The organism is Bacillus salipaludis (assembly GCF_004358205.1).
The window spans coordinates 407,720-420,841 of record NZ_SMYO01000004.1; the positions used below are offsets into that span (position 1 = coordinate 407,720).

12 protein-coding genes are annotated in these 13,122 nt (G+C 40.6%); 2 read left to right on the forward strand and 10 right to left on the reverse strand.

Annotated elements, in window-relative coordinates:
* Window positions 1-3: 3 nt before the first annotated feature.
* Complete coding sequence (locus E2K98_RS10110; protein ID WP_165976236.1) at window positions 4-978, reverse strand: nuclease-related domain-containing protein; 975 nt, start codon at window positions 976-978, stop codon at window positions 4-6.
* Between the two features lie 294 nt (window positions 979-1,272).
* Here E2K98_RS10110 and E2K98_RS10115 point away from each other — a divergent pair, with 294 nt between their 5' ends.
* A complete protein-coding gene (locus tag E2K98_RS10115) occupies window positions 1,273-2,103 on the forward strand; it encodes a pirin family protein (protein WP_133334113.1) in 831 nt (276 codons plus the stop codon).
* Between the two features lie 56 nt (window positions 2,104-2,159).
* Here E2K98_RS10115 and E2K98_RS10120 read toward each other — a convergent pair whose 3' ends face one another.
* Together E2K98_RS10120 and E2K98_RS10125 are read right to left on the reverse strand one after the other, a co-directional pair.
* Window positions 2,160-2,402: a hypothetical protein gene (locus tag E2K98_RS10120; RefSeq protein WP_133334114.1), complete on the reverse strand. Its 243-nt coding sequence runs from the start codon at window positions 2,400-2,402 to the stop codon at window positions 2,160-2,162.
* Between the two features lie 129 nt (window positions 2,403-2,531).
* Window positions 2,532-4,043: an MDR family MFS transporter gene (locus E2K98_RS10125; protein ID WP_133334115.1), complete on the reverse strand. Its 1,512-nt coding sequence runs from the start codon at window positions 4,041-4,043 to the stop codon at window positions 2,532-2,534.
* Between the two features lie 142 nt (window positions 4,044-4,185).
* Between E2K98_RS10125 and E2K98_RS10130 the strand changes: the two genes are divergently transcribed.
* Complete coding sequence (locus E2K98_RS10130; protein WP_133334217.1) at window positions 4,186-4,674, forward strand: MarR family winged helix-turn-helix transcriptional regulator; 489 nt, start codon at window positions 4,186-4,188, stop codon at window positions 4,672-4,674.
* An 18-nt stretch (window positions 4,675-4,692) separates the two neighbouring features.
* Here the strand turns inward: E2K98_RS10130 and E2K98_RS10135 are convergent, their stop codons facing one another.
* From E2K98_RS10135 to E2K98_RS10165, 7 genes are all read right to left on the reverse strand, one after another.
* The gene (locus tag E2K98_RS10135; RefSeq protein WP_133334116.1) at window positions 4,693-5,076 is read right to left on the reverse strand and encodes a VOC family protein; all 384 of its coding nucleotides are present in this window, start codon (window positions 5,074-5,076) and stop codon (window positions 4,693-4,695) included.
* Window positions 5,077-5,095: 19 nt separating this feature from the next.
* The gene (locus tag E2K98_RS10140) at window positions 5,096-5,659 is read right to left on the reverse strand and encodes an FAD-dependent oxidoreductase (RefSeq protein ID WP_133334117.1); all 564 of its coding nucleotides are present in this window, start codon (window positions 5,657-5,659) and stop codon (window positions 5,096-5,098) included.
* 93 nt (window positions 5,660-5,752) lie between these two features.
* Complete coding sequence (locus E2K98_RS10145) at window positions 5,753-5,974, reverse strand: hypothetical protein (RefSeq protein WP_133334118.1); 222 nt, start codon at window positions 5,972-5,974, stop codon at window positions 5,753-5,755.
* Between the two features lie 64 nt (window positions 5,975-6,038).
* Complete coding sequence (locus E2K98_RS10150) at window positions 6,039-7,238, reverse strand: MFS transporter (RefSeq protein WP_133334119.1); 1,200 nt, start codon at window positions 7,236-7,238, stop codon at window positions 6,039-6,041.
* Between the two features lie 7 nt (window positions 7,239-7,245).
* On the reverse strand, window positions 7,246-7,665 hold the full coding sequence (locus E2K98_RS10155; protein ID WP_133334120.1) for a MarR family winged helix-turn-helix transcriptional regulator: 420 nt from the start codon (window positions 7,663-7,665) through the stop codon (window positions 7,246-7,248).
* A 160-nt stretch (window positions 7,666-7,825) separates the two neighbouring features.
* Entirely contained in the window at window positions 7,826-11,278 is a 3,453-nt protein-coding gene (gene metH / locus E2K98_RS10160; protein ID WP_133334121.1) for a methionine synthase, read from the reverse strand.
* A complete protein-coding gene (locus E2K98_RS10165) occupies window positions 11,256-13,121 on the reverse strand; it encodes a bifunctional homocysteine S-methyltransferase/methylenetetrahydrofolate reductase (RefSeq protein ID WP_133334122.1) in 1,866 nt (621 codons plus the stop codon). The genes metH and E2K98_RS10165 overlap by 23 nt, the downstream gene beginning before the upstream one ends.
* Between the last annotated feature and the right edge of the window lies 1 nt (window position 13,122).

Here is a 13,122-nt window from a genome sequence, read left to right on the forward strand (position 1 = left end):
TTTTTACCAAGGAATTGTCTTAGGAAAATAAGTACGATTTTTGTTCGCCCCGGAAAACTTAAGATTTGAAGCCTGTAATAATCTTTTAGCTGTATCAATTGATTTAATATGCATAAACTCCCGAAACTCTCGATTTGTTATTTTCATATCAATCAATAAAAAATAGTCTTTAAGTGCACCAATATGAGCATCTATTGAATAATGCTGACATTTAGCACAAAACCATTTCTGTTTCTTTCGAATCATAGGGAGATATTTACAGTAGGGGCATTGCACGCCAGTTAATAACTCTAACCTTTGAATACCGAATTTCTGAAGAAGATATCCTGTTGGTGGAGTGTTCATTTTCAATAGAAGGCGAGAAAGCTTACGGAGGTCTTTTGCTGTTAGAATGGGGGTAGTATAAATACCTTCAAGATCTTGAATTCTTTTTAACATCACATCCCCTTTACATACTTTTGGTTTTACTTTATAAGCATTTTTTCCCGTAATGACATACGAAGCATAACTATTGCTTATAACAACTAAATAAACAACTGGAACAGGGGGAAAATGATTCGCAGCCAATAGCTTCTTTATATATTCTTGATGCCTTTCTGCCTGCGTAATTGGATAGGAATACCCTTTTTCTTCCTCACCTTTAATTTGGATAAATTGCTCATTTTCCGTATCAAATATTAATTTTCCGGCCATATTTTTCACATCAATTATTAGGATAAATTCAGGTGTTAAGAGAAGAGTATCAATTTGGCAGTTGTAGTCACCATCTGGAAGGTTTAGATCGTGGAAAATCAGGTATTTCAGTTTGGGGAGTTCACGATAATAAAAATCTAGAGATTGTTCGCCCTCATATCCAGCTTGTCTTCTGCCTAATTCATCTGAAATTTGCTGGTATCTAGCATGACTCAAGGGAATACGCCGTAAAATAGCGGATAAAATGAGAATTTTTAATGGGATTGTTCTTTCTTTTACTAACAAAATGATCACTCCTTTTATTTTTTCTTCTTAAAATTAGCATATAAGTTCTCCAGAAAACTAAATGATTTGTAAAATCTTTATGAACAAATACCTTATCAGCGAATCACGAAGATTTATTAGCGAATCTGATACATTTATCAGCGAATCTGATACATTTACCAGCGGATTAAACCAATTTATCAGCGAATCCAAATCCCCAGAAGAATCCACCAGCATATTAATTGAAAAACCACCTATACAACGTTATAATTACCTCGAATTCAAAATAAATTCTCCACGAACGGAGGTAAGGAAATGTTACAAAGAGAAATACAACGAACCTGGACCGTGCAACATCATCAGCAAAGCCCAATCCATGCGGCAGGAATGGTGCTCGATCCGACTAACATGCATGAATTTGATCCATTTCTTTTCCTGGCCGAAGATTTTTTCAAAAAAGGTACCTTCGATTTTCATCCCCATCGCGGGATTGAGACTGTAACCTATGTCATCGAAGGAAAACTTGAACATAATGACAATAAAGCGGGCAAAGGAGAGCTAGGACCTGGCGATGTTCAATGGATGACGGCAGGAAGAGGCGTCATTCACATTGAAGACCCAGCAGAAGGCGACACCGTTCATTCCTTACAGCTATGGGTTAACCTTCCTCGTGAACACAAAATGACCGAGCCGTGCTATCAAAACCTTCGAGGTCAAGACATGCCAGTCCGCGAAGAACAGGGTGTGCTGGTTCGTATTTTTTCCGGGTCATCGGGCGGAATAAAGTCCTCGACGAAAAACTATGTTCCAGTGACATTTGTTGAAATCAATCTCGAAGCCGGAGCAACCATCTCCCAGGACTTACCTGGAGATTACAGCGGTTTTATGTATGTTCTTGATGGAAGCGGACTTTTCGGGAAAAATAAGGTAGAAGCCGAAAAAGGCCAGGCATTGCAATTAGGCAAGGGTGTAGAAGGGGACGCGAGCGAAGTGACCATTCAGGCGAAAGAAAAACTGCAAGTATTGCTCTATGCGGGAAAACCTCTAAACGAACCAATCGTTGCCCGGGGGCCATTCGTAATGAATACAGAGGAAGAAATTCGCCAAGCTTACCGCGATTATATGGACGGAAAGTTTGGAGAGTAACTAATATTAAGGATGGGAAAAAAGGTTTGGCAGATTACCAAACCTTTTACTAAATTTTAAAAACGATTCATCATTTCTTTAGAATTTGTCTCGCTCATCATACCACCGTTTCCATGACAGGTCTTGTACATGTTTTTCAACTCTTCTTTAGATGAATTAGGATGCATTTTTTCCATAAAAGGCAACATTTTTTCGAAGTTTAGACCATTACCAGAGTTGCCGTTTCCTGCTGCAAAAACTGCTGTACCTGCGCCAAGAATTAGTGCTGCACTAAAAATACTCATTGCAATTTTTTTCATTATAAACAACTCCTTTCATATCTTACCTTCATCATAAAGCAAGAATTTGCAGAAAAGATGGATAGGGAATGACGAATTCGTGAAGTTTTAAAAAAGCACTGGTTCTCTAAGAGACCAGTGCTAAGCCAGTTATCCTTTTTTCGCCACGACAACCCTTGCTTTCCCCATGAAAAAGATGGTTACAGCTGCGATTGCAATTGGAATTAATGTAAGTAAAAACGTATGTGTAATGGAATCAGACATAGCGTGAACAATTTTATCCAAGATAAAACTAGGAATTTTCGCGCGTTCACTAGCTTCGAAGATTTGACGCGGGTCCATGTTAGACATAGAAGGAGCTCCGCCTGCTCCCTGCATCCCCTTAAAAGCTTCTTTCAAGTTATCAGTAAATTCATTCGTTTGAATCGAGCCGAAAATCGTTACTCCAAGCGTCATTCCGAATGAGCGAAGGAAGGAGTTGGTGGAATTGGCCGTTCCCCGGTATTGCGGCTCCAAGTTGTGAATCGATGCAGTTGGTAAAAGGGAAAAAGAAAACCCAACGCCAAATCCGACAAGAATCATATAAAGAGTTAACATCCAGCGTGCGGTATCCGTTGTCAGATTTCCAAGCAAAATCATCCCGGCTAAATAGGAAATGATGGAGATCACCATTAAATTACGATATGAAGTTTTGGTTAAGAAAATACCACCGACAGAACTTCCTGCAACTGACCCTAACATCATAGGAGTCAAAATTAACCCTGCATTCTTAGCTGAGCCGCCATAAACAGCCTGAACAAAAATCGGAATAAACACCGTTAATATTATAAATGTACCGCCATATAAAAACGCAAGAATTTGCGAGGTGGCAAATAATCGTCTTTTAAAGAGCCAAAGTGGCAATATCGGCTCTGCTGCTTTAAATTCAGCAATAAAAAAGGCCACGAAGAAGACGAAGAAGCTAGCAAACAAGCCAATAATTTGAGCTGAATCCCAGTCATATTCCTTGCCGCCAAGCTCAAGAGCAAACATTAAACTAACGACCGAAATAACAAGTGTGATGGCACCGACCCAGTCAATTTTTTGCTTAGAGTGCTGAAGGGATTCATGGTAGAAACGAACAATTAAGAAAAGCGAAACGATTCCAATTGGGACATTGACATAAAAAACCCAATGCCAGCTAATATAGTCGGTAATATAAGCCCCTAATAATGGACCCAATACACTCGAAGCGCCAAAAACGGCACCAAGTAATCCAGTCATTTTTCCACGGTTTTCCTGTGGGAAAATATCAAAAACGATGGTAAAAGCAATCGGCATTAATGCTCCACCGCCAATCCCCTGGATGGCACGGTAAATGCTTAACTGAATAATACTTTGGGCAATTCCGCAAAGGGCAGAACCAGCTAAAAAGATGACTAAACCAAAAATAAAGAAGCGTTTGCGCCCGTACATATCAGATAGTTTGCCGAAAATCGGCATTCCGGCCATAACCGCTACCATATAGGCAGAAGTCACCCAAATAAATTTGTCGAAGCCTCCAAGATCTGAAACAATGGTAGCCATCGCCGTTGCGACAATTGTATTATCCATGGCAGCCATTAAAATAGCTAATAAAATTCCAGCCACAACAAATTTAAGATTATTATCTTTTTTAATCATGAAATGTCTCCTTCTTTTGTATGGTCTTCCTAGATCTTCTTTCATAGGGTAAAAAAGTTTGATAAGATGAAATATACTAAGGAAACCTATTATCTTGATTATCAAGATAAAGTAATTTTAAAAGGAAGGATGAAACATGTCAATGGATTTATTTAATCATCCTGATACAATAAAGAATCTAATAAAAAATTTGCGGAAACTGAGCACAAGAATGGTTCTTTTTCAACAAACTGCAGCCCATTCAATCGGCTTGGTTCATACTGATTTTAAAACAGCGGACATTCTCAATGAAGCAGGCCCGCTTACGGCAGGGGAATTAAGTAAGGTAACCGGTCTGAGTACGGGGTCTGTTACTGCTCTTATTGATCGACTCGAGCATGCGGGGTATGCCAGGAGGGAGAAAGATCCGAACGACCGCCGACGGGTCATTATTGTACCAGTAAAAGAAAATCAATGCTCCATTAAAGAGCATTTCTTACCTTTAAACAAATCGATGACTGAGCTCTGTTCTCATTATAATGAAGAGCAGCTGGCATTAATCAGCGGCTTTTTAGAAAAAACAATTGCCATCCATGAAAAAGAAATTCAGGCGGCAAGCCGATACGAAGTTAAAAAAGAGGAGCTCCAATAAAGAGCCCCTCTTAATAAATCATCTTTGAAAAAACTCAACCCATTCACCATCATGTCCGTGAAAAAAGAAATAGCGGTACCCGTTTGGAAGTGTTGTGATTTCTTCATCGATCAATTTCACATCTAATCCTTTTATAAGATTGAATTCTGCTTCAATATCATCGACCAACACAGCAAAATGATGCACTTTGCCTTCTTGAGGGAGATTATCATTATAGCCTTGAATTAACTCTAGTTCGGTTTCATCGGAGCCATTGAAACCGAGAAAGGCCAAGGTCATCGACTCATCAGAATGAATGAATTTATCCTTCAGCTCCATTCCCACAATTTCTTGATAGAATTTGATAGATGCATCGATGTCTTTTACCATAATCCCCACATGGTCAATTTTCTTTCCAGGCATTTTCGGTTTCTCCCTTAGATTATGATTTTAAGACATCATGGTCAACGTAGCGTTCGCCGTTTAATTCGCTAATTACATTGATGGCAACCTTTGCTCCGTCACCAGCAGTTATGATCGTATGTACACTCACACCAGCAACTGTTCCAGCTGCCCAAATTCCATCTAGATTTGTTTTTCCTTCAGCAGTTACATCTAGAACCGTTTTAATTCTTGGCTCTGTACCTGGCTTGGTTTTTAAGCCAACTGTTTCAGCAAGAGTAACTAACGCGCCAGTAGCAATGATAACATGCTTGGTTTCATAACTTTCACCATCAGTTTCCACTTTATAGCCATTATCTGTTTTAACGATATTGTTTACTGTACCCTGAACTAGTTCAGCGCCAAATTTACTTGCTTGCTTTTTACCAATTTCAATTAAATCTGGACCTGTGATTTCTGCTACACCATAATGATTTTCAATCCAAGCACGTTTTGTCATGCTTTTGTCATTGTCAACAACCAATGTTTTCTTTCCAGCTTTTGCGGTAAATAAAGCAGCACTTGCTCCAGCTGCACCTGCGCCAACGATCACTACATCAAACATACACATACCTCCAATTTTAATTATAATAATTCTTATTTAGATTAACTTAAATCCAAAATATTGTAAAATAAACTGCTCTATATTCGAAATCTTTCAATAGCAGTATGTCCATTTCCGAATAAAATAAAAAGAACCATCTTTTCCTTCTGTGGAATAATGGTTCTTGTACTTGTTTTTGTATAAACAATCTTTTTTCGTTTTGGTTGTTCGTGTTCTCATATCTGCGAAAACAAAGACGCTCCGTTTTAGATCAGGCTTCAGCTTTCCTTCGCGTTCCATTTTTTCGCGCAGCTTTTTGGCTTTTGATTTTGCCATTTTCATCACCTCATATATAAAGAGTAATACCATTATATAATACTCCTATATAGAGGTGAATAGATTATTGTTCCTGACTTTTTAATTTCGATGAAGTTTCGCGTTTCTTTGCATGATGAAAGAAGTAATAGAGTACAGCACCAATTAAAACATAGAATGCACATAAGAAATATAGAGAGCTATAAGACATTTTTGCAGCAACTAATCCGATGAAAAATGAACCAAGAGCAATACCGGTATCGTAGATTGATAGAAAGGTAGCCGTAGCCAATCCACGTTTATTCGGAGCAGCATCTTGAATCGCAATTGTTTGGAAGGTTGGAAATAATGTTCCCCATCCTAACCCGATTAAAGCGGCTGAAAGGAGGAAGGTAAACGCTCCATCAGCTTTACTTAATACCAAAAGCCCGATCGCAAAAAGGATAATACATGGATAGAAAAGAACGTTTGATCCATATTGATCCAACCATTTTCCGGTAAAAGGTCTTGAAAGCAAAAGGAAAGCAGCGTAGACCACAAAGAATAGACTTGCTACATTTGCCAAGTGTATTTCGCTCGCATAAACGGATACAAAGGAAAGAAGCGCCGAATAGACGATGGCTAAGAAGCCGCCAACAATCGAGATGGGTACCGCAGATGCTTCGAATAAATTCCGTACAGAAAAGGAAGATTGTACTGTCGGCTCAACTTTCTGTTCTTTTTTCGGAAGTTTAATACTAAGACCGGTAAGAAGGGCAGCAATTGCAACTACTAGTGTTAAAGTAAACAACCAACTAGAGCCCCATTGCTGAACGGCGAGCAATCCTAGAAACGGCCCTAATACCATCGCCATGTTGATTGACATCACAAAGTAGCCCATTCCTTCGCCCCTGCGCGAGGAAGGTATTAGATCAGCCACAATCGTCCCAGCTGCTGTTGTTGCTATGCCGAAGCCAACTCCATGTAATAACCGAATGATGAGAAAGCCGGTGATTGATTTTGGAAAAAAGTAAAAGAGGGAGGCACCTGCAAAAATGATTAAAGCAGTTAACAATACCTTTCTACTCCCTGCCCGTTCTAGCCATTGCCCTGCCAGCGGACGCGAAATGATGGCGGAGAGCAAAAATACAGTGGTCATTAAACCTGCTTGTGAAGCACTGCTGTGGAATTCCTTTAACGCAAATATAGGAAGAGTCACTAGCAAAATATAAAAAGTTAAAAACAGAAAAAAGTTACTTAGGGATATACTAATAAAATCCTTTGTCCACAATTTCGGTTTCGACATGTGGAAATCACTCCTTTAAAAGTTTATGTAGCCAGTCAATTTGAATCGTGCATAGTTCTTTCTGGGATGTTTCAGGAAGATGCTTTAATAACAATTTGTTTTGTTCCGTTACGGCCCGTTCCCAGTTTGGATATTCATTTAAAGCTGCATCCGTTAATTGGATATGTTTTTCGCGTTTGTCTTTACCCGGAACCTGTCTTACATACCCTTGCTTGACAAGCCTTTGGATCGTGCGAGTCATTGGAGGGGCTTCAACGAATAAATAATCACATAGTTCTTTCTGGGTTAAGGAGCCCTTCGTTTTTAAAGCAAATATAACGGCCCACTGTGATCCATATAAACCCATTGGTTTCAAGACTTCATTCAATTTATTAGTAAGATGTCTGGATAGCTGGTGAAGAGTATGGAAGAGTTCGTGGTTATACATTTAGATATGTCACTCCAGATCAAAATCGCAAATTAGTTACCTAGGTAACTATATGCCTGTTTAAAGGAAATGTCAAGGAATGTTCACAGATTGGCTACTATGAATGAATAACAAAAATCCCGTGGAATCATATTGAATTCCACGGGATTTTTAAAAAATTCTATTTCAACACATTAAAATACCTTGCTTCCGGATGGGCAAATACCATCGCCGATACTGAAGCCTCCGGTTCCATCATACAGCCATCCGTAAGCTGAATGCCGATATCCTCCGGCTGAATTAATCTAAATAATTTCTTTTGATCCTCTAAATCCGGACAGGCAGGGTAGCCAAAAGAAAAACGCTGTCCCGGATATTTGGCTGCAAAACGATCCTGCATTGTAAAATCAAGCGGGTCAGGGAATCCCCAGCGATCGCGCATTTGCCTGTGGATTAACTCCGCAAAGCCCTCAGCAGACTCTAAAGCAAGCGCCTGAAGAGCATGGCTTTCTAAAAAGCGTCCTTCGGCTTTAAATTGGTCTGCCTTCTCGCGAATACCTCTGCCAGCAGTTACAGTAAAGAAGCCTACATAATCCTTTTCTCCGCTTTCTACTGATTTCACAAAATCAGCTAAACATAGATGCGGCTCAGAATCCTGACGAGGAAAATCAAACGTTTCAATCACTTGCTCTGGATTTTCTGGATCATAAATATAAATTTTATTCCCCTCTGATTGAGCAGGGAAAAATTGATAAACTGCTGCAGGAGTAATCCAGCCTTCTGAACTTGCACCTTGAAGCAATTGATCGACAATCTCTTTGATCTTCAAAGCTTTCTCATCTTTTTCTGCAAGTAATTTTGAAAGCTTGCCTTTTAGACCAAGATGGTGTCCAATCAACATTTGCATATTGATATACGGTTCAATATGTGAAAGCGAATAAGAACGTAACAAATGGCGTTTTGTATCCTTAGGAACAAAAACAGGAACATTCGTTGAAATGGCTGGTCTCACCTTTACTGCTACAGCACTTGCTGTACGGAGATGGCTGAAATCATGAACAACCTCCGCAGCGGCCAATTTTTCCTGTCTTTCTTCCAATAACTTTTCGCGTTCCTCAGGAGTTTGTACTTGATTAGCAAGTGCTAAACCAGTCATTGCATCTTTTGCGTAAAGAACCAGACCATCGTATTCTTTGGAAATCTTTGTATCAGTAAATTTCCTAGAAAGAGCGGCACCGCCAACCAAAATCGGTAAAGAAATGCCCGCTTCTTTTAAATCCTGTGCGGTTAAGACCATTTGCTGGGCAGACTTAACTAATAAGCCGGATAATCCAACGATGTCCGGTTTTTCTTTACGAATAGCTTGAATCAAGTCTGCTGGGGTAACCTTGATTCCTAAATCCACGACTTGGTAGCCATTATTGCCGAGAATAATATCGACAAGGTTCTTCCCAATATCATGAACATCGCCTTTGACCGTTGCTAAAATTACTTTTCCTTTAGAGGCAGAGGTATCGCCTTTTTCCATATGCGGCTCTAAATGGGTCACGGCAGCCTTCATGACTTCAGCGCTCTGAAGAACCTCAGCAACAATCAATTGGTTGTCATTGAAAAGACGGCCAACCTCGCTCATTCCTTCCATTAAAGGACCATTAATAATATCAAGGGGAGCAGGATATTTAGCAAGCGCTAAATCTAAGTCCGGCAGCAAGCCTTCCTTTGTTCCTTCGACAACATAGTAGGCGAGTCGCTCTTCTAAGGTCATATCAGGAAGGGTAGATTTAGCTTCTTTCTTTTTCCCACGGTACATTTCAGTAAAGGTGGCTAATGATTCATCTGTAGTGTCAAATAACAGCTTTTCAGCTGCTTCGACTTCTTCCTTAGGAATGGAAGCAAACCGCTCAAGCTTCTCTGTATTGACAATTGCATAATCTAATCCTGCTTGTGTGCAATGATAAAGGAATACGGAGTTTAAAACTTCTCTTCCAACTGGAGGAAGTCCAAATGAAACATTACTGATTCCAAGAATGGTTTGAACTCCAGGAAGGTTTTCTTTAATTAACCGAATTCCTTCCACTGTCGCTTTTGCGGACCCAATATATTGTTCATCACCCGTTCCAACCGGGAATACAAGCGGATCAAAAATAATGTCCTCCGATTTTAAACCATATTTATGAACGAGTATGTCATGGGATCGTTTCGCAATTTCGAGCTTGCGTTCTGCAGTTACACCCATGCCTTTTTCATCAATGGTTCCCACAACAGCAGCAGCACCATATTTGTGAATCAATGGTACAACTGCTTCAAAGCGCTCTTCTCCATCTTCAAGGTTAATCGAATTGATGATTGCTTTTCCTTGTGAATATTTAAGCGCTCTTTCAATGACTTTTTCATCGGTTGAATCGATTACAAGTGGAACTTTTACTTTTTTAACGACTTCTTTAATGAACTTTTCCATGTCGATGATTTCGTCACGGTCAGGGTCGGCAAGACAAATATCGATAACATGTGCGCCGCCTTTTACTTGTGCGCGGGCAATCTCTGAAGCTTCTTCAAATTTGCCTTCGGTTATTAACCGTTTGAATTTGCGGGATCCGATTACATTCGTCCGTTCTCCTACCATGATCGGTCTTAAGGTCGGGTCATCATATATAAACGGATCAATCCCCGATACCATATGGACAGAGGAGGACTGCAGTTCACGCGGTTGATAATTCTTCATTGCTTCAGCAATTGCCTGAATATGCTCAGGTGTTGTTCCGCAGCAGCCGCCGACAATATTCAGCCAGCCATGTGCTGCAAAGTCAGAAAGTTTTTTTGCCAAGGTATCAGGTGTTTCATGGTAATGACCTTCTTCATCAGGAAGCCCTGCATTTGGGTAACAGCTGATCGCAGTAGTTGCTAGACCCGAAAGAGAACGAATATGGTCCTGCATAAATTCTGGACCGGTTGCACAGTTTAAGCCAACCGCAACTGGTTTCATATGTTCGACCGAAATATAGAACGATTCAATCGTTTGACCGGCAAGTGTGGTTCCCATTGGCTCAATGGTTCCTGAGAGCATTAATGGCAACGTTCTGCCTGTTTTTTCAAAAGCCCGGGAGATTCCGATGAAGCCTGCTTTCACATTCAGCATATCCTGACTTGTTTCAAGGAGCAAAAGGTCGACTCCACCATCAATTAAGCCGACTGCCTGCTCTTCGTAAGAGGCAGCAAGCTCATCGAAGGTGGTTCCGCCGGTCACACTTAATGTTTTCGTTGTTGGTCCCATTGAACCAGCAACATAGCGCGGCCAATCCGGAGTGGATATTTCATCAACCGCCTTTTTGGCAATTTGTGCGGCAACCTTATTCAATTCATAGGCTTTGTAGCCCAAATCGTATTCATCTAAAACAATGCTGGTTGCTCCGAACGTATTTGTTTCGATAATGTCTGCCCCGGCCTCAAGGTATTCGCGGTGGATACTTTCAATCACTGCGGGTGCAGTTAAATTCAGGTTTTCATTACAGCCCTCATATTCTTCCCCGCCAAAATCTTCAGCACTTAGGTCTGCGCGTTGAAGCATGGTTCCCATTGCGCCGTCCATGACAAGAATTCGTTTTTGTAATTGTTCACTGAATGGTGCTTTCGACATAGAAGTTCCCCCTAATTTCGTTCGCGCGCTGGTTCGTATAGGCTGCCAGCTCAGCTGTTATCTCATATCGTAAAAATGGTGTGATTAAATAAATCCCATTGAATAAATCTAATGCTGTATCAATTAATGATTTCGTTATCTCAATTCCTTCTCGAACTGCCTGCTGCGGTTGATCATTCAACCTTGCCATTCTGTCACGAATCGAATCGGCAATTTTGATTCCAGGGACTTCATTATGAAGGAACTCAGCATTTTTACTACTTGTAAGCGGCATTAAGCCGATATAGATTGGTGCACTTAGATGTTTCGTATTTTCATAGACTTCGATTAATTTTTCCTCTGAAAAAACAGGTTGGGTGATAAAGTAATCTGCTCCATATTCGACTTTTTTCTCCAAACGTTTTACCGCTTTTTCAAGGGTTCTGACATTTGGGTTAAAGGCGGCAGCAATACTGAAATCAGTTTTTTGTCCAAGGTCTTTTCCTGAAAAGGATAAGCCTTCATTTAGCTGCTTAATCATTTGAATCAATTCAAAAGAAGACACATCGTAAACAGAAGAAGCTCCAGGGAAATCGCCCACTCTAGCAGGATCTCCGGTTATCGCCAAAACATCATTCATCCCAAGAGTATGAAGTCCCATTAGATGTGATTGCAAGCCGATGATATTTCGGTCCCTGCATGCAAGATGAATCAGCGGCCGCATTCCTAATTCCGCTTTTACTCGATATCCTAATGCTTCATTAGCAATTCTTACTGTGGCAAGGGAATTGTCTGCAAGTGTAATCGCGTCAATCCCAGCTTTCTTTAATGCCTTTGCGCCTTCAAAGAACTTAGTAATCGAATCTAGTTTCCTGGGTGGATCTAATTCTACGATAACTGATGGCCGTTCCTTTACAACCTTTTCAAGAGGAGGATATTCTCTCTCTGGAGTTCGATCATCAATCGTTATTTTCTTTGGTTTTAATTTTACAACTTTTTCGACAATTGGAACAGCATTCTTTAATTCCGAAGCAAAAGCTCGAATATGTTCCGGCGTTGTTCCGCAGCATCCGCCAAGGAGGCGTACTCCTTCGTTCCGGAAGGCCTGGGCTGATTTTCGAAAATAATCGGCATCTCCTTCATAATGAAACTTTCCATCCGTATAAGCAGGAAGGCTTGCATTCGGATAAGCAGATAAAAAGGCATGTTCCGGGAGTTCAATCTGCTCCAAAGCGAGAAGCATATGGTGCGGGCCAAGCCGACAGTTCAGTCCAATTACATCCGCCCCGAGTCCTTCCAATCTTCTTAACGCATCATTGACAGGGGTTCGGTCCTGAAGAATCCCAGGCTCTTGCAGCGAAATTTGAGCAATGATGGGAAGTTTTGTTTCCTTCCTTGCAATGGTTAGGACCGTTTCTAGTTCTTCCAAATCGTAAAACGTTTCGAGCAGCAATCCATCTACCCCTTCGAGTAGAAGGCAATAAAGCTGTTCACGAAAGCTCCGTTTTAATTCTTCAATCGTTATCGAATCCGGTTTAATTCCACGATTTCCGCCAATTGTCCCCAGCACATAAGCATCCTGCCCGGCTGCCAACTTTGCGTTACGGACAGCGGCACTGTTAATTTCTTTTACCGAGTCTTCTAGTCCGTATCGCACAAGTTTTAAGTAGTTTGCTGCATAGGTATTTGTTTGAATGACGTCCGCCCCAGCCTCAATATACGCCTTATGAATTTTTTGAATTTGCTCGGAGTGGGAGAGATTCAGTTCCTCAAAACAAGAATCCTTTCCAAAGGAATAGAGCAGCGTTCCCATCGCACCGTCAGCGATCAAAATTTGATTTTTTAATTTGTCTAAAAAGCTCATT

What these genes read in the sequence shown, in the direction of transcription:
- E2K98_RS10115 (WP_133334113.1), top strand. Translation starts at nt 1,273, where the DNA reads ATGTTACAAAGAGAAATACAACGAACCTGGACCGTGCAACATCATCAG.
- E2K98_RS10120 (WP_133334114.1), bottom strand. Translation starts at nt 2,402, where the DNA reads ATGAAAAAAATTGCAATGAGTATTTTTAGTGCAGCACTAATTCTTGGC.
- E2K98_RS10125 (WP_133334115.1), bottom strand. Translation starts at nt 4,043, where the DNA reads ATGATTAAAAAAGATAATAATCTTAAATTTGTTGTGGCTGGAATTTTA.
- E2K98_RS10130 (WP_133334217.1), top strand. Translation starts at nt 4,186, where the DNA reads ATGGATTTATTTAATCATCCTGATACAATAAAGAATCTAATAAAAAAT.
- E2K98_RS10135 (WP_133334116.1), bottom strand. Translation starts at nt 5,076, where the DNA reads ATGCCTGGAAAGAAAATTGACCATGTGGGGATTATGGTAAAAGACATC.
- E2K98_RS10140 (WP_133334117.1), bottom strand. Translation starts at nt 5,659, where the DNA reads ATGTTTGATGTAGTGATCGTTGGCGCAGGTGCAGCTGGAGCAAGTGCT.
- E2K98_RS10145 (WP_133334118.1), bottom strand. Translation starts at nt 5,974, where the DNA reads ATGGCAAAATCAAAAGCCAAAAAGCTGCGCGAAAAAATGGAACGCGAA.
- E2K98_RS10150 (WP_133334119.1), bottom strand. Translation starts at nt 7,238, where the DNA reads ATGTCGAAACCGAAATTGTGGACAAAGGATTTTATTAGTATATCCCTA.
- E2K98_RS10155 (WP_133334120.1), bottom strand. Translation starts at nt 7,665, where the DNA reads ATGTATAACCACGAACTCTTCCATACTCTTCACCAGCTATCCAGACAT.
- metH (WP_133334121.1), bottom strand. Translation starts at nt 11,278, where the DNA reads ATGTCGAAAGCACCATTCAGTGAACAATTACAAAAACGAATTCTTGTC.
- E2K98_RS10165 (WP_133334122.1), bottom strand. Translation starts at nt 13,121, where the DNA reads ATGAGCTTTTTAGACAAATTAAAAAATCAAATTTTGATCGCTGACGGT.